General features: G+C 67.3%; 17 protein-coding genes. 4 read left to right on the top strand and 13 right to left on the bottom strand.

All coding sequences use genetic code 11. The annotated features are described in order from the left end of the window. Positions 1-1,029: 1,029 nt before the first annotated feature. Positions 1,030-1,605, bottom strand: coding sequence for a hypothetical protein (locus ACMAUO_RS14570; RefSeq protein WP_420357695.1), 576 nt, complete (start codon positions 1,603-1,605; stop codon positions 1,030-1,032). A gap of 98 nt (positions 1,606-1,703) precedes the next feature. Between ACMAUO_RS14570 and ACMAUO_RS14565 the strand changes: the two genes are divergently transcribed. From ACMAUO_RS14565 to ACMAUO_RS14555, 3 genes are all read left to right on the top strand, one after another. Next, positions 1,704-1,922, top strand: coding sequence for a DUF1653 domain-containing protein (locus tag ACMAUO_RS14565; protein WP_420357694.1), 219 nt, complete (start codon positions 1,704-1,706; stop codon positions 1,920-1,922). A gap of 48 nt (positions 1,923-1,970) precedes the next feature. Continuing rightward, positions 1,971-3,554 (top strand): adenosine deaminase family protein, encoded by a 1,584-nt coding sequence (locus ACMAUO_RS14560; protein WP_420357693.1) that lies wholly within the window; start codon positions 1,971-1,973, stop codon positions 3,552-3,554. A 62-nt stretch (positions 3,555-3,616) separates the two neighbouring features. Then, the gene (locus ACMAUO_RS14555) at positions 3,617-4,669 is read left to right on the top strand and encodes a purine nucleoside permease (protein WP_420358277.1); all 1,053 of its coding nucleotides are present in this window, start codon (positions 3,617-3,619) and stop codon (positions 4,667-4,669) included. Positions 4,670-4,682: 13 nt separating this feature from the next. On the opposite strand, the gene ACMAUO_RS14550 is transcribed toward ACMAUO_RS14555, so the two are convergent. The 12 genes from ACMAUO_RS14550 to ACMAUO_RS14495 form a co-directional block, all read right to left on the bottom strand. Then, entirely contained in the window at positions 4,683-5,237 is a 555-nt protein-coding gene (locus tag ACMAUO_RS14550) for a PqiC family protein (RefSeq protein ID WP_420357692.1), read from the bottom strand. A gap of 203 nt (positions 5,238-5,440) precedes the next feature. After that, complete coding sequence (locus ACMAUO_RS14545) at positions 5,441-6,415, bottom strand: MlaD family protein (protein WP_420357691.1); 975 nt, start codon at positions 6,413-6,415, stop codon at positions 5,441-5,443. Positions 6,416-6,418: 3 nt separating this feature from the next. Further along, positions 6,419-7,216, bottom strand: a complete 798-nt coding sequence (locus ACMAUO_RS14540; RefSeq protein WP_420357690.1) for an ABC transporter ATP-binding protein — start codon at positions 7,214-7,216, stop codon at positions 6,419-6,421. A 1-nt stretch (position 7,217) separates the two neighbouring features. Continuing rightward, positions 7,218-8,351, bottom strand: a complete 1,134-nt coding sequence (locus tag ACMAUO_RS14535; protein WP_420357689.1) for an MlaE family ABC transporter permease — start codon at positions 8,349-8,351, stop codon at positions 7,218-7,220. A gap of 122 nt (positions 8,352-8,473) precedes the next feature. After that, positions 8,474-9,526, bottom strand: coding sequence for a hypothetical protein (locus ACMAUO_RS14530; protein ID WP_420357688.1), 1,053 nt, complete (start codon positions 9,524-9,526; stop codon positions 8,474-8,476). Beyond that, a complete protein-coding gene (locus ACMAUO_RS14525) occupies positions 9,501-10,877 on the bottom strand; it encodes an MBOAT family O-acyltransferase (protein WP_420357687.1) in 1,377 nt (458 codons plus the stop codon). The genes ACMAUO_RS14530 and ACMAUO_RS14525 overlap by 26 nt, the downstream gene beginning before the upstream one ends. Positions 10,878-10,894: 17 nt before the next feature. Then, positions 10,895-11,632 (bottom strand): 2OG-Fe dioxygenase family protein, encoded by a 738-nt coding sequence (locus ACMAUO_RS14520; RefSeq protein ID WP_420357686.1) that lies wholly within the window; start codon positions 11,630-11,632, stop codon positions 10,895-10,897. Then, positions 11,625-14,102, bottom strand: coding sequence for a mechanosensitive ion channel family protein (locus ACMAUO_RS14515; RefSeq protein WP_420357685.1), 2,478 nt, complete (start codon positions 14,100-14,102; stop codon positions 11,625-11,627). The genes ACMAUO_RS14520 and ACMAUO_RS14515 overlap by 8 nt, the downstream gene beginning before the upstream one ends. A 168-nt stretch (positions 14,103-14,270) precedes the next feature. Next, positions 14,271-15,110: a hydroxyethylthiazole kinase gene (gene thiM, locus ACMAUO_RS14510; protein ID WP_420357684.1), complete on the bottom strand. Its 840-nt coding sequence runs from the start codon at positions 15,108-15,110 to the stop codon at positions 14,271-14,273. 36 nt (positions 15,111-15,146) lie between these two features. Further along, entirely contained in the window at positions 15,147-15,761 is a 615-nt protein-coding gene (locus ACMAUO_RS14505; RefSeq protein ID WP_420357683.1) for an RDD family protein, read from the bottom strand. A gap of 37 nt (positions 15,762-15,798) precedes the next feature. Beyond that, positions 15,799-17,031, bottom strand: coding sequence for a bifunctional glutamate N-acetyltransferase/amino-acid acetyltransferase ArgJ (argJ, locus tag ACMAUO_RS14500; RefSeq protein ID WP_420357682.1), 1,233 nt, complete (start codon positions 17,029-17,031; stop codon positions 15,799-15,801). Positions 17,032-17,161: 130 nt separating this feature from the next. Next, positions 17,162-18,118 carry a peptidylprolyl isomerase gene (locus tag ACMAUO_RS14495; protein WP_420357681.1) on the bottom strand — a complete coding sequence of 319 codons (957 nt, stop codon included), beginning with the start codon at positions 18,116-18,118 and terminating at the stop codon, positions 17,162-17,164. Between the two features lie 232 nt (positions 18,119-18,350). On the opposite strand from ACMAUO_RS14495, the gene secA reads away from it, so the two are divergent. Next, entirely contained in the window at positions 18,351-21,083 is a 2,733-nt protein-coding gene (secA, locus tag ACMAUO_RS14490) for a preprotein translocase subunit SecA (RefSeq protein WP_420357680.1), read from the top strand. Positions 21,084-21,194: the final 111 nt, after the last annotated feature.

Raw genomic sequence — 21,194 nt, 5'->3', positions numbered from 1 at the left:
GAGTTCGGTCCGGTAAGGCGATCACGTCTTGTTCGTTCGCTTAATGTCCGGGTGCCGCGACGGCTGCCATCGTCGCACTCGCTCATGCCCATCCCCTTTCGTCACATTCTGGACGTTCGGAAACAGCAACGAAGAAGCGGTAGTGAGCACGACCGTCCTCGCTCCTGGCGTCGGGCGGGTCGTAACGTGTTTCAACAGGGCTAAAAGCACGTCCTGCCTATTTCCCAGATCAGCGAACAAGTCTCCCCGTTCACCGCTGGACCATAGGTCCGGGTGTTCTATTCGGCAGGCCACCCGACAGAGGGGCCGCCCTGTTGAAAAAGCGTTACGACACGCTGTAATCAGAATAGCATGGAATCGCGCCGCATGTCATCCGGCGCTCCCCGAATGACTCGAGCCCCTCATCCGTATGACTCGGTCATCTGGTTCCGGAGAAACTAATCAGACGCGCGATCGGAGCGTCATGGTAAGAAAAATACATGAAAAACAGCATGTCGAGATCCGAGCTCTCGGATAGATAGTGCCCAGGCGAAACTGGGAAAGCCTGTCCACGCCGCTGGGTAGACTATGAGCTCGAAATCGTCTCCCGCGAATTTGGCATGATGGGCGCGCTCATGACTGGCTGGCGGTGTGAACCCCGCCTGGGTCCGGAAATGGAGCACAATCCCGGGAGGATTCGCAGCACGCAGGTACGGGACTATGTTACCTTCTTGCCAACTCTCGCAAATTAGTCCACAGAGTAGTCAGTCTAGTTTTTTTGTTAGTGAAGAGTCGCTTTCTAATCAACCCGTTAGGGGCGATTTGTCGATCCCTTCACCCGCTCCAGACCTGCTGATAAATCCGAGATGGTGGCGATCCGACGCGCGTTTCCTGCGCTTCGGTGCTCACGGCCTTTAAGGCCGCTCCGCTCCGATGCTCGGAAACACGCGACGGGCGCGGCCCTTTGGGCCGCTCTCGCTCACCAGCTCGGATTTCTCAGCAGGTCTGCCTGCTTTCCCTGCGATTCCTTTTTGTTTGTTCAGGCTGTTTCTATTGCGGGGACTGGTCCTCGTGGTGTTGGGCCTGGAATTGTTCGATCGACTGGCGCAGGCCAGTGTCGGGGGCGGCGGGCATTGTGTCGCGGTAGGTGGTGCCGTTCCAGACCCAGCGGTCGGTGCTGTCCACGATCAGGTCGCGCATGCCGCCATGGCTACGGTGGGACAGGGCGATCGGGCCGCTGACCGAATCCAGCACCTTGACCCAGTCCTTCCGGTCGCGCCTCAGGTAAACCGAGGTGGCGCAGCCGGCCGAGCCGCAGAGATTGGCCGATTGCAGTTGCACGAACAGTGCCGTGTCTCCCGCATGGATCGAGAGCGGGGCGGAGCCGACCATTACTATGGGGGTGTCGCCCTTCCGTACCGCCGCCGCGAGGTCGGACTGGTTCAGGGTGCGGGCGGCCTGGTCCAGCGCGCCGCCGGGTTGCTGGGCCAGGATGACCGGGTCGCCGCTCTCGGTCGTGCCGGCGGACTGGTGGCGGGGGGCCGCCAGGGCGGCGGGCGTGTGCGCCAGCGCCATGGCGGCGGCCAGCGTGGGGAGGAGGCGGGTATGACGGGGCGGGCGAATCATGCAATGAGGTCCGTCGGTTCGCGGGCGGCCTTGAGTGGGTCGCCTGGGGAGAGGCTGGCTCCGGATCGCGATCCGGAGCCCCGTGAGGATAGTAACGCATGAACGAGACCGAAAGGACACGGCCGGGCCTGTACCGTCATTATAAAGGCGGGCTGTACACCCTGATCTGTGTCGGCCGACATTCCGAGACCGAGGAATGGCTGGTGACCTATCGCAGCGAGGCGCGTGGCGATTACTGGGTGCGGCCGCTGGCGATGTGGGTCGAGGATGTGGAAGGGGTACCCCGTTTCAGCCCCGTTCGCGGCGCGGAAGGCTGACCGGCGCGGCCTGTTGCGTTTTGGAATCGATCGCCGCACCATCGCCTGATGTTGCGATTCTCCGTTGTCCTTGGTCTGGTCGCCGGCCTGGTCTTGCCCGCTGCGGCGGTTGCCGCGCCCTCGTCCGATGCCGCGTCGCGCGCGTTCGCGCTGTTGGATCGCGATCCGGCCCGGCTGGAAGAATTGCTGCGCGCCATGCCCAAGGGGGCGGACCTGCATAATCATCTGGCCGGCGCGATTTATGCCGAGAACATGCTGGATTGGGCGGCGCAGGACGGGTTGTGCGTCTCGCCCGCGCAGGGGCGGATTCTCAAGGGTGGCTGTGCGGCGGGTGACGCGGGGCAGGTGCGGGCCGCGGACCTTTCCGGCAAGCCGGATGTGCGGGCCGACATGATCGATGCGCTGTCGATGCGCGATTTCGTGCCGACGGCCTTGGACCGGTCGGGGCATGACCATTTCTTTGCGACCTTCGGGCGTTTCATGGCCGTGCAGGCGACCCATGGCGGCGACATGCTGGCCGAGGCGGTGACGCATGCGGCCGGCGACCATGTGCTTTATCTGGAACTGATGATCTCGCCCCAGCTTGGGCCGGTGGCGGGGCTGGGCGTGCGGCGTCCCTTGCAGGGGGAGGCGTTTGCCGAGGCCGATCGCGCGATTGCCGCCGATCTGCCGGCGCTGGTCGGCGCCGCGCGGCGGGAGGTCGATGCGATGGAAGCGCGGATGCGGGCCGTGCTGCATTGCGGGACCGCGCAGGCCGCGCCGGGATGCGGGGTGGCGGTGCGCTATCTGTATCAGACCATCCGCACCATGCCGCCGGCCATGGTCTTTCCGCAGCTTGATTTCGGTTACGCGCTGGTCAGGGCCGATCCGCGCTTTGTCGGCGTCAATATCGTGGCCCCCGAGGACGATGCGGTGGCGATGCGGGATTATGGCCTGCACATGCGCATGTTCGGCTGGCTGGCGGCGCGTGATCCGGCGGTGAAGCTGTCGCTGCATGCCGGGGAACTGGCGCCGGGGCTGGTGCCGCCCGAGGGGCTGCGGGACCATATCCGGCAGGCGGTGGAGATCGCGGGCGCGCGGCGGATCGGGCATGGGGTCGATATCCTGCATGAGGACGATCCGGACGGGCTGATGGCGGAAATGGCGCGGCGCCGGGTGATGGTGGAGATCAACCTGACCAGCAATGACGTGATTCTCGGCATTGCCGGGGCGGGGCATCCGCTCAACGCCTATCGCGCGGCGGGGGTGCCGGTGGCGCTGTCGACCGACGACGAAGGGGTGTCGCGCATCGACCTGACGCATGAATACGCGCGGGCGGCGACGGTGTATGCGCTGGATTATGCCGCGTTGCGTGATCTCTCGCGCGCGGGACTGGAATATGCCTTCGTGCCCGGTGACAGTCTGTGGCGCGGGGTGGCGCCGTACCGCATGGTCGCGGCCTGTGCGTCCGTACCGACGGGGGCGGTGCCTGAAGCGGGGGCGTGCCATGATTTTCTGGCCGCGAGCGAGAAGGCGCGGCTGCAATGGACGCTGGAAGCGCGTCTGCATGATTTCGAAACCACGATGATCCGCGCGGCGGGGATGGGTGTGCCGTCCGCCGCCGCGCGTGCGAAGGGGCATGGACCGGTATGAGGACACACGGAGCGCGGAAACGATCGGTGCGGCGGCTGGCGGGGGCCTGTCTGCTGGCCGGGATGGTGGTCGGCCGGGGGGCCGGGGCCCATGCGGAGCAGATTCCCGTGCGTGTGGTGGTGGTGACCACCTTCGAGATCGGCAAGGATACCGGGGATGCGCCGGGAGAGTTCCAGACCTGGGTGGAGAAGCTGCCGCTGAAGCAGGAACTGCCGGCGCCGGGCACTTATCATGGGGTGATGCGCTACAATCCGGAGCTTCAGGTGCTGGGCATTTCCGCCGGTGAGGGGCCGGAGCATATGGCCTCGGCCATCACCGCGCTGGTGCTGGACCCGCGTTTCGATCTGCGGCGGACGTATTTCGTGCTGGCCGGGATTGCCGGGATCAATCCCAATGTCGCGTCGATCGGCGGGGCGGTGTGGGCGCCGCGCGTCATCAATGGCGGGCTGGCGCATGCGGTCGATGCGCGGGAGATTCCCGCCGACTGGCCGGATGGATACACGCCGGTGCAGGGCAGTACGCCGACCGACAGCCCGGTGCCGCCGTTGCATTCGCTTTCGGGCGACATGGCCTATACGCTCAATCCGGCGCTGGTGGGTTGGGCCTATAACCTGACGCGCTCTCTGAAGCTGCCGGACTCGCCCGGATTGAAGGCGATCCGTGCGCGTTATGTGGGGTATCCGCAGGCACAGAAGCCGCCTGCCGTGCTGATGGGCGACACGCTTTCCAGCGAGACCTTCTGGGTCGGCGAGCGGATGAATCGCTGGGCCGAGCGCTGGGTCGGCTACTGGACGCAGGGGAAGGGCACCTTTGCGACCACTGCCGAGGAGGAAATCGGCCTGATGCAGGCGCTGACGATGCAGGCGCAGGCCGGCCGCGTGGACCCCGACCGGGTGCTGGTGCTGCGGACGGGCAGCAATTTCGACATGCCGCCGCCGGGCGAGAGTGCCGCCGAATTGCTGAAATCCGAGGCCAGCGAGGGCGGATATTCAGGCTATCTGCCCTCGATCGCCGCCGCCTATCAGGTCGGCAGCGTCGTGGTGCGTGAACTGGCGCTGCATTGGGACCGCTATGCCGACCATGTGCCGGGTGTGCCGGTGCAGCAGGGCAAATAGCGGCTGCTGGGCTTTATCGCGGCCAGGCGGCCGCGATGCGGGCTGCCAGGTCGTCGAGGATCGACTGGGTGAGGCTCGCGACCTGGTCGTCGGTCGCGGCGGGGCCCTGACGGGTGAGGACGGCGCGCTGGTGCAGCAGGGGCTGGTGCTCGTCCCGCGGGATGATCGACCAGTCGGCGGCCAGTGACGCGGTGCCGTCATGGGCGATGTCGAGCCGGCTGATATTCACCGCCAGGCGCCAGGTCGCGGGCAGGACCTGCGGCTGGTCGGTCACGAACAGGTCGGTGCGGCTTTCGGCCAGTCGCGCCGTGATCAGGTCGGTGGCACCGACCGACAGGCGGCTGGCCCAGCGGCCGGTGGCGCTGCGCTCGATCCGGTTGCCGTCGCGGGCGATCAGGTCCTGGCCATCCAGATAATCGGGCAGGGTGACGCGGCCGACGGTGACGACGGGTGTGCTCGGGGTGACGTTGCCGACCGGCACCGCACCCGTTGCGATGGCCGGCGCGCCCAGCGTGTAGAACCGCACCGGCGGCGAGGCGCACGCGGCGAGCATGGCCGGAACGATCAACGCGGCTAGCCACGCTGGCGTGTGGCGGTTGTGGGATGAAAAAGACTGTTCTGCCAGCCGGTCTGCCGAGTGAGAGTGCCGCGCAGCGGCACGCCCGGCGTGTGTCGGCGAGCACCGGAGCGGAGCGGCCTTGATGGCCGTGAGCACCGGAGCGCAGCGGACGCGCGTCGGATCGCCGGCAGACCGGCTGGCAGAATAGTCTTTCATGGGCGGCGTCCCATTAGGAGGAGTTGCGGATTGCGTTCTACGTCGCTGGCGAAGCCGCGCAGGGCGGCGGCGGCGGCGGACAGGTCGCGCAGGGTGGAATCGATGTTCGCGCGGTCGGCCGAGCGGGGCGATGTCATGTCGTGCAGGGCGGACAGGCTTTCGCGGGCCTGGATGACCGTGCCGTTGGCGTTGTGCAGCAGTTCGTGCAGGTCGGCGCCGCGCGCGTCGAGCTGTTGGGTGCCGGTATTGGCCAGCTGGTTGATGGAGGCCAGGGTGGTGTCCAGCCGCTGCTCCAGGTCCTGGATGGCGTGGGTCGTGGTATCGACGGCGACGCGGGAATGGTCGGAGGTCTGTTTGATGCTGTCGACCAGCGGGGGCAGGTCCTGGTCCAGCCGTTCGCTCAGTTGCTTGATGCTGGCCAGGGCGGCCTGGGCGTTGTCGGCCAGTTCCTTCAGCGGCAGTTGGGTCAGGGTTTCCTGCACCTTCTGGATCGCGGACTGGCGGGTGGGGATCTCGACCTCCTTGCCGGTCACGATGTCGGGGTGCAGCACGGCGGGGGCGGAGGGGTCGAAATCGAGGTCGATCTCGGACTGGCCGGTGACGAAGCTCTGCATGTTCAGCGAGGCGCGCAGCCCGTGGTCGATCATGTTCTGCAGGCTGAGGCTGCGATGGACGCCCGAGGCGCCGGCGATGGAGATGTTGTTGGGCTGGAGCTCGACCGCCACTGGGATATAGGCGGCGTGGGTCCGGGCGTCATAGGTGATCGAGATGGCATCGACCGCGCCGACACGGACCCCCCGGAAGGTGACCGGGGCGCCGATGGTCAGGCCCGATGTCGAGCCCTGGAACACCACGGTGGCCTGCCGCGTGGGCGAGAAGATGTTGAAATTGCCGAAGAACACCAGGGCCCCCATGCCCAGGGCCACGCCTCCGACGACAAAGGCGCCAACGACTGTTTCTCGATTTGCCATGGGTCAGTCGGTCCTCCCGGACTCGGTTTCGCGTTCGCGGTGCATGAAGGCGTGGACTTGCGGTTCGTCGCAGTGATCGTGGAGCCAGGACGGCGCGCCGTGGGCGATCGGGGTCTTGGTCTTGGCGTCGAGGAAGATGCCGTCATCGGCGATCTTGAACAGGCTGGGCAGTTCGTGGCTGACGATGACGATGGTGGCCCCCAGCCCGTCGCGCAGGTTCAGGATCAGGTCGTCGAGCCGGGCCGAGGTGATCGGGTCGAGCCCGGCGGAGGGTTCGTCGAAGAACAGGATATCCGGGTCGAGCGCCATGGCGCGGGCCAGGCCGGCGCGCTTCTTCATGCCGCCGCTGACTTCCGACGGATACTGGTCGATGGCGTGCAGCATGCCGACCAGACCCAGTTTGAGTTCCACCTGGTTGCGGACGGTGGCGGGGTCCATCTTCGTGAGCATCTGCATCGGCAGGGCGACGTTTTCGCCGACCGTGAGCGAACTCCACAGTGCGGCGCTCTGGAACAGCACGCCGAAGCGCCGGCTGACCGTCTGGCGGTGGGCCGCATCGGAGGTCCAGTAATCCTCGCCATCGACCAGGTAATGGCCGGCGGCGGGGCGCAGCAGGCCGATCATGCTCTTGAGGACGGTGCTCTTGCCGCAGCCCGAGCCGCCCATGACGGCGAAGATGCTGCCGCGCTTGATGTCGAAGGAGATGTCCTTCTGGATCACTTTCGGCCCGAAGGCGAGCGTGACGCCCTGGAGGGACATCAGGGTTTCGCGGCTGTCGGTGGCGGGGGTTTGCGGCGCCATGTCAGATTCCGATCGTCGTCGCGATGACGGCGAAGATCGCGTCGAGCGCGATGACGCCCACGATGCCCACCACCACCGCGCGGGTTGCGGCCACACCGACATCGGCGGCGCTGCGGCCGGCCTGCAGGCCAATGCGGCAACTGGTCAGCCCGATCAGGATGGCGAAGAAGATGCTCTTGATGAAGCCGAACCCGAACTGGTTGAGCGCCACGGCATTGAGCGTCTGGTGGAAATAGCCGGCCCCGGTGACGGACAGCATGCCGATCGCCACCGTGAAGCCGCCCAGCATGCCGACCAGGGAGCCGTACAGATACAGGAACGGCATGGTGGCGGTGAGGCTGAGGATCGACGGCAGGATGATATAGCTGGAGACCGGGATGCCGAAGACGGTCAGTGCGTCGATTTCCTCGTTGCCCTGCATGGTGGCGATGCGCGCGGCATAGGCGCCGCCGGTGCGGCCGGCCATGATGATCGCCGTCATGACCGCCGACATCTCGCGCACCATGGCGATGCCGACCAGGCTGGCGACGTAGATGTCGGCCGCGAACTTGCGCAACTGCACCGCGCCGACGAAGGCGAGGATCGCGCCGACAAGGAAGTTCACCACGCTGACGATCAGCAGCGCCGAGGGGCCGGCGTCGCGGATGTTCGACATCAGGTCGGTCAGGCGCATCCGGCCGCGCCCGGTCAGGCTGGCGATGCCGCCCCTGGCGGTCTCGACCCCCAGTTCGGTGACGGTGCCGATTTCGGTCAGGCTGTCGATCGTCACGCCGCCGATCGTGGCCAGGGGGGCAAAACGGCGGCGGGGGATCGGGGGCGCGGGTGCCGGCCGGTCGGGCAGCAGGTCGAGCAGTTTATGTGCCGCGTCCGGCAGGGTATCGGCGTCCATTTCGAGATGGGCTTGCGCCGCGCCCTGCTTGAGCGCCCACAGGAAGCCGATCAGCCCGGTATCCCAGCGGCCCAGCCCTTCGGTGTGGAAGGTCAGTTTCTGGCCCGGTCGCGCCTGGCGCAGCCCGTCGGACGGGAAATCGGGGACGTGGCCCTGCTGGGCGATCCAGTCGCCGGACAGGACGACCACGTTGGCATTGTCGCCGGTCTGCAGGGACCATTCCGGACCGCGATCGGTACTGTTCACAGCCTCTCCATATCGCAGCGTGTCCCGGGGCGGGGGCTGGAAAAAGGTGGGCAGGCGACGGAGCGCCCGTGGACGGGTTCTGTTTCCTTATCAGATGGAAGCCGTCCGGCAAGGGGGCGGCCTCAGGGATGGGGCGGTACCAGAACCCTGCCTTGCGTGGAGGGCACGTCTCGACCAGTTGCGGCGGCGGCCAGATCGTCCATCACCATGTGGGCGACCGCCTGGCGGTAATGGATCGGGTCCCAGAAATTGGCGCGGCTGTTGGCGATGGGGCCGGGGATATCGAAATCGACCGCCATGGTGTGCGGGGTGGCACGGGCGATGGCGGCGATGGCGATACGGCAGGCGGCGCGGGTTGCCGCGACCCGGCTGCCCGGTGCGCCCTGCTGTTCCCGCGCCGACGGGGGGAACCAGAGGATCTTGGTGGTTTCCGCCGGGATGGCGGCCAGCAGGCTGATCAGGAACGGAACGGAGGCGGGGGGACGTGCGGGCCCGTCCGCCCTCGCCGTGTCGAAGGCCCAGGTGCGGAACAGTTCGTCGACCCGGCGCGGGTCGTAGCGACTGTCGGGCGGCACGAAGCTGGTATAGCCGTCGGAGCCGAAGCGCTGTTGCTTGTGCCCGATCAGCCACATGAACTGGTTGGCGGCTTCCTGCACCGCATACATGTTCATGATCTCGCCATAGCCGCGCCAGGGCGAGCCTTCGTACATCCAGTCCGGCATCGGCCGGTTGGGCTCGGACAGGCCGTGCCGGTCGGCGAAGCACCATTCGGTGTCGATGTCGATCAGCACCACGCGCGGGGCGGGATGGTGACGCAGGAACAGGCGCAGGATGCGGCCCTGTTCCCACGGCGTGGCGCTGTTCATGGCCATGTTGACGAAATGCGCGCCGAACGGGGCGTCGAGGATGGCCGGTTGCAGCAGGCGGCTGGTGGAGGTGCCGATCATCGCCGAGTCGAAACGCGGGCTGATGGCCAGCGCCGGCATGCTGTAGCGCGCGTTGGTGGAAATCGGAATCCGGTGCCAGGGCGGCGACAGGGGCAGCATGTCCCATGGATCGACCAGGGCGACGAACAGATAGAGGATCGCGCCGACCACAGCCGCCGTGACGGCGAACACGCGGACGAAGCCGCGCCACGGGGTGTGGGGATCAGAACTGGAAATAGATGAAGGCATCGGGAATCCGCCCGCCGATCAGCAGGAGCAGGAAGACGAAGGCGATCGCGGCGGGAATAGCGACCAGCGGCGTCGGGCGCAGCATCCGCAGCATGGCGTCCTGCGAGGACGGACCGACCAGCGCCACGGCCAGGGCGATCCAGAACACCGCCGCATCGAGGATTCGGGTATGGCCCAGCCCGCCGAGGCCGGCCATGCCGCGCAGGACGCGCCCGGCGGTCGGGAAGTCCGGCGCGCGGAACAGCACCCAGCCGATGATGACGAACAGCATCGTCACCGCCCATCCTGCCAGCGCCGGCAGGCGCAGGCCCGCGCGTGTCCAGAGGTGATTGACGGCCAGGCCCGCGCCATGCAGCGCGCCCCAGGCCACGAAGGTCCAGCCCGCGCCGTGCCACAGGCCGCCCAGCATCATGGTTGCCATCAGGTTGGCCATCTGGCGCGCCAGGCCGTGCCGGTTGCCGCCGAGCGGGATGTAGACGTAATCGCGCAGGAAGCGCGACAGGGTCATGTGCCAGCGCTGCCAGAAGGCGCGGATGCTGGTGGCGCGGTAGGGCACGTTGAAATTGAACGGCAGGCGGAGGCCGAACATCAGCGCCATGCCGATCGCCATGTCGGAATAGCCCGAGAAATCGAAGAAGATTTCCAGCGTGTAGGTGAGGGCCGCGACCCATGCTTCCGCGAGGTTCGGCGTGGCGCCCGTGGCCGCGTGCGCGAAGAGCGGGTTGCAGGTGAGGGCCAGCGTGTCGGCCACGCCCGCCTTTTTCGCCAGGCCAAGCAGCAGCAGCATCGCGCCGCGCGAGAGGTTTTCCCACATCGCGGGGCCGCGCGGGCTGGTGCCGAACTGCGGCACGATTTCCGAATGGCGGACGATGGGGCCGGCGATCAACTGGGGGAAGAAGGTCACGAATTCCAGGAAATCGAGCATGCCGCGCACTGGGCGGGCGCCGCGCAGCAGGTCGGCGTGATAGGCGATTTTCTGGAAGGTGAAGAACGAGATGCCCAGCGGCAGGAGGATGGTCCAGGCGGGTGGAGGCCGGCCCGTTGCCCAGTCCAGGCTCTCGGCGAAGAAATGTGCGTATTTGAAGGTGAAGAGGATCGTGAGGTTCAGCACGATCCCGGCGATCGGCCAGGCGCGGCGCCCGGTGGCCGCCCAGGCGCGGCCCAGCGCCCAGTTGGCCAGCGTGAGCGCCACCAGGGCCGGGACGAAGCGCCAGTTCCATAGCCCGTAGAACAGCAGCGAGGCCGCGACCAGCACCGCCTGCCGCGCCGTGCGGTTGCCGGCGCACAGATAGAACAGGGCGAGGGTCGGCGGCAGGAAGCCGAGCAGGAAGGCCTGGGTGCTGAACAGCATGCGGGTGGGGGCGGGCCTTACTGGTGCCGGAAGGTCACGACCAGGACGTCGCGCCAGGCGGGGCGCGCGGGGTCGATCGGCCGGACGGCGGTGACGCCGTGATAGACGCGGTTGTCGTCCACCAGGGCGGCGTCCAGCGGGTTGGTCAGGGTGAAATGCCCGACCGGACGGCGATGCAGGTCGTGGATCGTCGTCTCGCCGCTGGCCACGTTCTCGCGCTGGACCATCAGGACCAGCACCCAGTCCACGCCGTCGCGATGCAGCCCTTCGGGCGTCGGCTCGCCCGGTTCCTCGGCGCGGGCCTCGATGCGGAACTGGTGGATTTCGACATGCCAGGCATCGGGGCGCCGGTCGGGCGGCGTGAGGTCGGTGACCAGCCGGCGCATCAGCCGCAGCACGGCGATCAGCGCCGGGTGGGTGCCGATCGTGGCTTCCACGGGGCGGAACCAGCGCTCGATGCCGCCATTCAGCTCGTTGTAATCGCGGCTCTGGTAATGGGGCTGGTGTTTCTTGCGCTCGATCGCGTGCGCCGACACCGTGTAGGTGGCATGCCGCCGCCGGCGGTAGCGGCCGCCGTCGGCCATGTAGCGGTCCAGCCCCAGGCGGTTCCAGCTCGCGGCGAAACCCTCCCAGTCCGCCAGCCCGTAGGGTTGCAGCAGCGCGCGCGTCGTGGGGGCGTGCAGGCAGGCGAAGCCGTCCTGCCCCAGGGGAGATTCGACGCCGGCCAGATCGGCCGGCAGGGGAGTGTCATTCATGGGACGGGTCCGGTTGGGGGGCCGCCGGCGCGGTGTTGCTGTTGGCGGGGGGCGTCGGCTCGGCCTGTCCGATCATCAGGGGGGTGGAGCCGAAATTGCCCATCAGCGAGAGGGTGGAGGGGATCGGGAATTTCACCCCTTCGGCAACCATGCGCAGGCCCAGGCGGCGGTAATATTCGCGCCACACCTTCCATTTGCTGCCGGGTGTGGTGCGGAACGACCCCAGGAATTTCGCGCCGTTTCCGTCGGCGTTCTCGACGCCCAGGAAGGTGAAGTCGGACAGGATCATCGGGGCGAACTGGGTATCGGCCCGCATTTCCGTGACCACCTTCGCCAGGATGCCGGCCACGCGGTCGGGGCTTTCGGTGAGGTCGAGCATGAAGCTGACGATCACCACGTTGTAGTCGCGCGAGGTGTTGGCGATCGAGGTGACGGACGAGAAGGGGATGATGTGGACGTCGCCGGTGACGGTGCGCAGGCGCAGCGTGCGGATCGAGAGATGCTCGACCGTGCCGGAGACGCCGCCGGCGGTGACCCAGTCGCCGACCTGCATCGCGTTTTCCACCAGCATGAAGAAGCCGGTGATGAAATCCTTGACCAGGCTTTGCGAGCCGAAGGCGATGGCCGCACCCATGATGCCCGCGCCGGTCAGCAGCGGCGCGACATTGAGGCCGATCTGCGACAGGGTGGTGACGGCGACGATGATGACGATGACCGTCAGCAGCACGGTGCGGATGATCGGCAGGACCGTGCGCAGCCGGATGGCGCGCGAGACCTGCTCGCTGCTCTCGTAACGGTTGATCTGGTTCTGCAACGCGGCGTTCGCGGCCTCCCACACCACGATCGCGACCGTGAAGGCGATCATGACCGACAGGATGGCGGCGACGATCCGCGTGCCCAGTTCGCCATGCAGGAAGAAGGCGACGGCCGGAATGCCCCATGACTGTAACAGGATGACGGTCGTGGCGAAGACCAGCAGCACCGACAGGGCGCGCCGGGCATAGGGATAGTAGTAATCGGCCCGGGCGCGCAGGCCGGGATAGCGGGCTTCGACGTCATCACTGATGTGGAACAGGCGGTTCTGCGCGCCGAAGAGCAGCAGGGCCAGCATGCGCGAGACGACGATGACGACGACCGTCATGACCGCGGTACGCCAGATCCAGGCATAGCCGCCGCGGACCTGGGTGGCCCAGACCAGCCACAGCGCCAGGTCGAATACCATCGCCGGCAGCCACCAGAGCTGCGCCAGGCGGCTGAGGAACTGCCAGAACGAACTCTTCTGGAAGCGGGCCGGCGGATGCAGGGCGGCCGCCACCTGATGGCGGATGCGCCAGATGAACACCGCGATCATGAGATGTTCGGCCAGCACCAGCGCGCGGATCAGGGCCTCGGTTCCGCGCGGGGCGAGGTGGAACAATCCGCCCAGCGTGGAGAGGCAGACCACGATCGAGGGCATGGCGACCAGCACGTTCCACCAGCGCGTGACGATGCGGGCCGTGCGGTCCGACGCGCCGCATAGCCGGATGGTGGGCGATTTCGGCACCAGGACGGTTTCGACCAGCAGGTAGATTCCGCGGGCGGCGGCATAGGCGTTGGCCAGGGTGAGCGTGACCAGTTCGGCCTGCTCGCTGCCGCCGAGGAAGGTGGCGCCGGCATAGCCGATGCCCAGGAACAGCGCCACGGGCAGCAGCTTGGTCAGCAGATGCAGCAGCGAGAAGGGAATGCGGCGGATGATGCGCAGGGTTTCGACCTGCTTGCGGTCGTCCTGGCGCCTTGTGTCCTGGACCGTCCGTTCGGCCTGCGTTTCCCCGCTGGGGGTGGGTGCGTCGTCTTCGGCCTGGACCTGGGCCGCGCGCTGGTTCAGGCGATGCTCGGCATCGACCGCGCGGGCGGTGATGCTGTTGAGCGGCCGGCGCAGCGCGATCGACAGGCCGCGCTCGGCGGCCATGGCGAAGGCGATGATCAGGCCCGCGCGGCCGAATGCATCGAACAGGGCGTTTCGCGAGTCGGGGTCGGACAGTTCGGTGCGGAACCAGTGGCCGACGAAGGCCAGGTCGGCGAAAAGAGCGGCGAATTGACGGGCCTGGTGGACGACGCCGTTGCGCATGGTGGACAGTTCGTCCAGCACGTCGCTGCCCACGCTGTCGGGCTCCAGCGCCACATCCGACTTGCCGGCGGACGCGGCGGCCGAAGGGGCCGGTGCAGGTGCCGGTGCGGGGGGCGCCGCCGCTGGTGGCGTGGCGGGGGCCGTCTGCGGCAGGCCTTTTGCGATCGCGTTCAGGGTGTTTGTGAACTCGGCGCGCTTCTGCGGATCGTTCAGCACGCCCAGCACCTGCTGGGCCTGCTGGGCGGTCATGGCTGGTGGGGGCGATTGTGACGTGGAAGGGGGGGCTGCCGCGGCATCGGCGGCGCGGCCGGAAGCCCACGGCAGGAAGAGCGTGCCGAGAAGCAGAAGCAGGATCGGCATCATCCGGCATGGGCGCCGTCCGGCGCGGGGAAGGGAAGGGCCACGAACGGGGAAGACCGACATGCCTGTGTATTACCTCCTGGAGGAATGACCGGGTTGGGACCGGATTGTCACGCAGGGCCGGACTGGAAATGCGCGCTGGTGATCCGACGCGCATCTCCAGTCAGGCTCTCAAGGGGCTAGGATAGCGATCCGCGCCTCTTGCGTCACCGTGTCGCGGTCCAGTTGATACAGCGCGTCCAGCAGGCGGACCTGCAGGCTGCCGGGGCCGGCGGCTTCGCGGGCCGCACGCTCGCCCGCCAGGCCGATCAGGACCATGGCGTGCGCGCAGGCGGCCATCGCATCGGGTTCCACGGCCAGGCAGGCGCCGGCCAGCGCGGTCGCGGTGCAGCCCAGGGCGGTGACGCGCGTCATCATCGGGTGGCCGTTCGCCACCGTGGCGATCCGCGCGCCGTCGGTGATGTGGTCGGTCGCGCCGCTGACGACGACGCAGGCGCCGGTTGCCCGTGCCAGCCGGCCGGCGGCGTCCAGGGCCTGTTCGGCGGTTTTCAGGGAATCCACGCCACGCCCGCTGGGCGGCGGTTCGGCATGGCCGTCGCGCAGGTGGGCGAGCGCGATGATTTCCGAGGCGTTGCCGCGAATCGCCCGTGGGGCGTCGGCCAGGCTGTCCAGCGCGATCCGGGCGCGGAAGGCCAGGGCCCCGACCGCTACCGGATCGAGGATCCAGGGCGTGCCGGCACGTCGTGCCGCCTTCGTGGCGCGGGCGATGGCGGCGGCCTGGGGCGCGGTGATGGTGCCGATATTGACCACCAGCGCGGCCGCCATGGCAGCGAAGGCTTCGACTTCCTCCTCGGCATCGACCATGGCGGGCGAGGCGCCGAGGGCCAGCAGGGCGTTGGCCGTGCTGTTCGCCGCCACGATGTTGGTGATGTTATGGACCAGCGGCGTGGCGGCGCGGACGCGCTCCAGCGTCGTGGCGACGGCATCGGACGTGAAGAGGGCGCTCGACATGGGGTGGCCTCCCGCGATTGCGGCCTCTGACGTTATTTATGGCGGTGGGGTGAAGCTGACGAGCGCTTCCTCCTGCCGGCGGATGACGCAGGTACCGGCCAGCAGGTCGTGCAGGGCCTGTTTGCGGCGGGTCCACATCACCATCAGGAAGCCTAGGCCGAGTGTCAGGATCGACAGGAAACGGCCGAAATGGCGCACGATGGCGCGGCCGAGGCCGATCTGCTGGCCGTGCAGGTCGGTGACGCGCATGCGGCAGGCCCGCTTGCCGGGCGTGCCTTGCAGGCGCGAGGATTCGAACAGGATGTAATAAAGCGCCGGCAGGAGAAGCTGGAGGATCTCGTACAGTCCGTTTCCATGCCATGTCGGATGGAAGCCGTTGTAGGAATAGGAATAATCCGCAGGCACAGTGCTGATGACGTCGCTGATGCGGACGATATCCGAGATCTCGTATTTGTCCGCGGCCGATCCGCTGTTCGTCACCGTGACGGTGAGGCTGGGGGAGACCGCCAGCCGCATGAGTCCGCCCAGTATGCTGAGGATGAAAGCGTCGATGATCCAGGCCAGCACCCTGAACCAGAAGCCGGCATAGACCCAGACATAGCGGGGATGGAGGCTGCCGAACGGATCGGAAAGCGGCGGCATGTCGGACATGGAGCGGTCTCCGCGTGGTCGGTCGGCTACGCGCTGTCTAGCTGCGATAGGACCCGTTGATGTCGATATAGCCGTGGGTCAGGTCGCAGCTCCACGCCGCGCCGATGCCGTTGCCGAGACCCAGGTCGATCGTGATCTCGATTTCCGGGCCCTTCATGTGGGCGACGACCGGGGTTTCGTCATAGCCGGGCACCACGGTGCCCTCGCGGGCGATCCAGACGCCGCCGATGGCGACCGACAGCGTATCGCGGTTCGCGGGTTCGCCGCTCTTGCCCACGGCCATGACGACGCGGCCCCAATTGGCGTCCTCGCCGGCGATCGCGGTCTTGACCAGGGGGGAGTTGGCCACGGCCATCGCCACCTTGCGGGCGGATTCGTCGCTGACGGCGCCCCTGACCTGGATTGCGATCAGCTTGGTGGCGCCTTCGCCGTCGCGCACCACCAGCAGCGCCAGTTCCAGCAGCAGATCGTTCAGCGCGGTGGCGAACGCGGCCAGCGCCGGGTCGGCGGGCGTGGTGACGGGCGGGTTGCCGGCCTGGCCGGTGGCGAACAGCAGCACCATGTCCGAGGTCGAGGTATCGGAATCGACCGTCGTGCGGTTGAAGCTGCGGTCGGTGCCCGCCGCCAGCAGCGGTTGCAGGACCGTGGGCGGCAGGGCGGCGTCGGTGGCCACGAAGCACAGCATGGTCGCCATGTCGGGCGCGACCATGCCGCTGCCCTTGGCGATGCCCTGGATGCGGACCGGCACGCCGGCGATTTCCGTCTCGCGCACCGCCGCCTTGGGGAAGGTGTCGGTGGTCATGATGCCGCGCGCGGCGTCTTCCCAGCCGGTTTCGGACAGGGTGGCGTAAAGGCCGGGCAGGGCGGTGGAAATCTTCTCGTAGGGCAGGACTTCGCCGATCACGCCGGTCGAGGCCAGGAAGACCTCGCTGGCCGCGCAGCCGACCAGGCGGGCGGCATCGGCGGCATTGGCCTGGGTGGCTTCGTAGCCGGCGCGGCCGGTGAAGACGTTGGCATTGCCGGCATTGACCACCAGCGCACGGGCCGAACCGTCCGGCAGGGCGGCGCGGCACCAGTCGACGGGCGCGCCGGGGCATTTGTTGCGGGTGAAGACGCCGGCGACCGTGGTGCCGGGGGCGAAGTCCGCCATCACCAGATCGGTCCGCCCGACATAGCGGATGCCGGCTGCCGCAGCGCCGAAACGCACCCCGGCCACGGGCGGAAGGTCCGGCAGCGCGCGGGCGAGGGGGGATACGGGAAGGGGAGCCATCGGTCCGGTCTTCTTTATCTTGGGGGCGGTGTGGTCCGACCCGCCGGGGGCCGGGGAGGGCATGAGGTATTATGGGCCGGCCGCTTCATCGGGTTTCATGTGAAACCGGATGAAGCGGCCGGGTCGGCTGTTACTTCTTGGCCGGGGCAGTCGGGGCCGCCGCCGGGGCGGGCGTGTCGGCGATCGGCTTGCCGCTGGGGTCGTACCGCACGACCTTGACGCCGGCTACCGCCTTCTCGACCGCGTCGCGGACGCCCTGCTGGATCAGTTTCTGGCGGACCTCGTCACGCACCGCGTCCAGCTTGGGGATGGCGGCGGTGCGGGTTTCCAGCACCTCGATCACGTGCCAGCCGTACTGGGTATGCACCGGCGTCTGGCTGACGGTGTGGGGCTTCATGGCGAAGGCGGCGTCGGAGAAGGCCGGCAGCATGTCGCCCTTCTTGAACCAGCCGAGGTCGCCGCCATTCTGCTTGGCCGAGGCCTTGTCGGTCGACAGCTTGGTGGCCAGGGCGGAGAAGTTGGCGCCGCCCTTGAGCTGCTTGATGACGTCGTTCGCCTCGGCTTCCGTCGCCACCAGGATGTGGCGGGCGTGGATTTCCTCTTCCGGCTTCTTGTTGGCGTAGTTCTTGTCGTAATAGGCCTGGATCGCGGCGTCGGTCAGCGTCGGGGTGACCTTCTGCGACAGGTAGGCGTTCTGCAGCGCGTTGGAGGCGGCGGTCTGCATCTGCTGCTTGACCTCGGGCTGGTTGTCCAGCCCTTCCTTGTGCGCCGCGAGCTGAATGGCCTTCTGGTCGATGATCTGGTTCAGCAGCATCGGGAAGATCATGTTCGGCGGGAGCTGGCGCAACTGCTGCGGCATGCCGGCGGCGGCCTGGCGCACGTCGTCCAGATGAATGTCTTCGCCATTCACGGTCGCGACCAGCGGGTTCGGATTGGCCGGGGCTGCCGGCTGGGCCGTGCCGGCGGCCGGTGCGGCAGCGGGGGCGGGCGCCGCGACCGGGGCGGCGGCATGGGCATGAGGAATGGAAAGCGCAGGAACGAGCAGGGCTGCCGCCAGAATGGAGGCTGCCGGGCTGGAAGGCCGCATGTGTTGAGAACCCTAAAATATAAAGTGTCTGTTTCATCATGGCCGAGCCTGTCCGGTCCTGCAAGGCTGGGGGGGAGCGGGGCTTTTGGAACGGCCTCCAGGGTCGGCTTCGGTTGACCGGTGGCGGTGTGGGTCCTATCTCAGATGCCGCGCGCGCGAATGCCCTTGCTCCAGTTCCAGCCCGTCCGGGAGTCCGGCCGGGGGTGGGGCCGCGCCATTCCGGAAGGTCTACATGTTCGCCAGTCTTGCCCGTGCCCTGTTTGGAACCGCCAACGATCGTTCTCTGAAGGCATTCCAGCGCCGCGTGCCCGAGATCAACGCGCACGAACCCGCGTTGCGTGCGCTGGATGATGCGGCCCTCGCGGCCAAGACGGGGGAGTTCCGGGAGCGGATCGCGAAAGGCACGTCGCTGGATGCGCTGCTGCCCGAGGCGTTCGCGGTGGCGCGCGAGGCGGCGCGCCGCGTGCTGGGGATGCGCCATTTCGACGTGCAGCTGATCGGCGGCATGGTGCTGCATGCCGGGCGGATCGCGGAGATGCGGACCGGCGAGGGCAAGACGCTGGTGGCGACATTGGCCGTGTATCTGAGCGCGCTGGCCGGCAAGGGCGTGCATGTGGTGACGGTCAATGACTACCTGGCCCGCCGCGATGCCGAGGAAATGGGGCAGATCTACAGCTTCCTGGGACTGACCACGGGCGTGATCGTGCCCAACATGGCCGACGAGGAGCGGCGCGCGGCCTATCGGGCCGACATCACCTACGGCACCAACAACGAATTCGGCTTCGATTATCTGCGCGATAACATGAAGTACCGGATCGAGGACATGGTGCAGCGCCCCTTCCACCACGCCATCGTGGACGAGGTGGATTCGATCCTGATCGACGAGGCGCGGACGCCGCTGATCATCTCGGGGCCGGCCGACGACAGTTCGGACCTCTATCGTTCGGTGGACGAGGTGGTGCGCGAGCTGGTGAAGCTGCCCGAGACCTTCGAGAAGGACGAGAAGTTCCGCACCGTGATCCTGACCGATTCGGGGTCGGAACAGGTCGAGACCATGCTGCGCGAGGCGGGCGTGCTGGCCGAGGGCGGGCTGTACGACATCCACAATATCGCGGTGATCCATCATGTGCAGCAGTCGCTGCGCGCCCATACGCTGTTCTCGCGCGATGTGGATTACATCGTGCGTGGCGGCAAGGTGATCATCATCGACGAGTTCACCGGCCGCATGATGGACGGCCGCCGCTATTCCGACGGATTGCACCAGGCGCTGGAAGCCAAGGAGCATGTCGAGGTCCAGCAGGAAAACCAGACGCTGGCCTCGATCACCTTCCAGAATTATTTCCGCCTCTATCCCAAGCTGTCGGGCATGACCGGCACGGCGATGACCGAGGCCGACGAATTCGCCGAGATCTACAAGCTGGACGTGGTCGAGATTCCGACCAACCTGCCGGTGTCGCGCAAGGATGGGGATGACGAGGTCTACCTGACCGCGCGCGAGAAATATGAGGCCGTCAGCAATCTGATCGAGGAAATTTCCAAGACGCCGCAGCCGGTGCTGGTGGGCACGACCTCGATCGAGAAGAGCGAGTATCTCTCCGAGCTTCTGAAGAAGCGGGGTATTCGCCACAATGTGCTGAATGCCCGTTTCCACGAGATGGAGGCCACGATCGTGGCCCAGGCCGGCGCGCCGGGGGCGATTACGATCGCAACCAACATGGCCGGGCGCGGCACCGACATCAAGCTGGGCGGCAATGTGGAGATGCGCATTCGCCAGGAACTGGCCGATGTGACCGACCCCGAGGAAAAGGCGCGGCGCGAGGCCGAGATCCGTGCCCAGGTGGCGGAATATCACGGCATCGTCCGCGAGGCGGGCGGGCTGTACGTGATCGGCACCGAGCGGCATGAAAGCCGCCGGATCGACAACCAGCTGCGCGGGCGTGCCGGGCGGCAGGGCGATCCGGGCAATTCGCGCTTCTTCATCTCGCTCGAAGACGATCTGATGCGCATCTTCGGGACCGAGCGCATGGGCGGGATGCTCCAGCGCCTGGGCCTGAAGGACGGCGAGGCGATCGTTCATCCATGGATCAACAAGGCCCTGGAGCGCGCGCAGAAGAAGGTCGAGGCCCGCAACTTCGACATGCGCAAGAACACGCTGAAATACGACGACGTCATGAACGACCAGCGCAAGGAGGTCTACGCCCAGCGCCGGGAGTATATGGGGGCCGAGGACCTGTCGGCGACGGTGCAGGAGATTCGGTCCGAAATCATCCACGACATGGTGCGCCGGCGTATCCCCGAGAAGGCATTTGCCGAGCAGTGGCAAAGTGCCGAGCTGGCCGAGGATGTGCGCGAGACGCTGGGGCTGGATCTGCCGATCGTCGACTGGGCGCGCGAGGACGGGGTGGATGGCGACGTGGTGACCGAGCGGCTGGAGCAGGCGGCGACGCAGGCCCAGGCGGCCAAGGCGGCCAATTTCGGCCCCTCGGTGATGCGCTATATCGAGAAGCAGGTGGTGCTGACCACCTTCGATTCGGCGTGGAAGGAGCACCTGCTGGCGCTGGACCAGCTTCGCCAGGGCATCGGCCTGCGCGCCTATGGCCAGAAGGACCCGCTGAACGAGTTCAAGCACGAGGCGTTCCAGCTCTTTACCGCCATGCTCGACGAGATGCGCCTGCGCGTGACCTCGACCATGGCGCGGGTCGAGGTGGCGCCGCCGGTTCTGGACAATCCGTTCTCGCACGCGGCTGAGATCCATGCCGATCCGCAGGTGCCCGGCCTGACCTCGGAACCCGGGCCCGGCGCGCTCTTTGCCGAGACGGCGGGCGATGTCGCGATTGCAACCCCGATCGGGGCCAGCGCGATCATGCCCGATGATCCGTCGAGCTGGGGCGAGACGCCGCGTAATGCGCCTTGCCCCTGTGGATCGGGGAAGAAGTACAAACACTGCCACGGCCGCCTAGCCTGAGAGGCTGGCCGTAAATGCGCGCTGGTGGCGATCCGGCGCGCGTTTCCTGCGCTCCGATGCTCACGGCCATCAAGGCCGCTCCGCTTCGGTGCTCGGAAACACACGACGGGC

Origin of the sequence: Gluconacetobacter brunescens, assembly GCF_048695475.1 — a bacterium.
Classification (GTDB): Bacteria; Pseudomonadota; Alphaproteobacteria; order Acetobacterales; family Acetobacteraceae; genus Gluconacetobacter.
The sequence above is the reverse complement of the archived record's forward strand: the minus strand, read 5'-3'. Positions and strand labels throughout refer to the sequence as shown.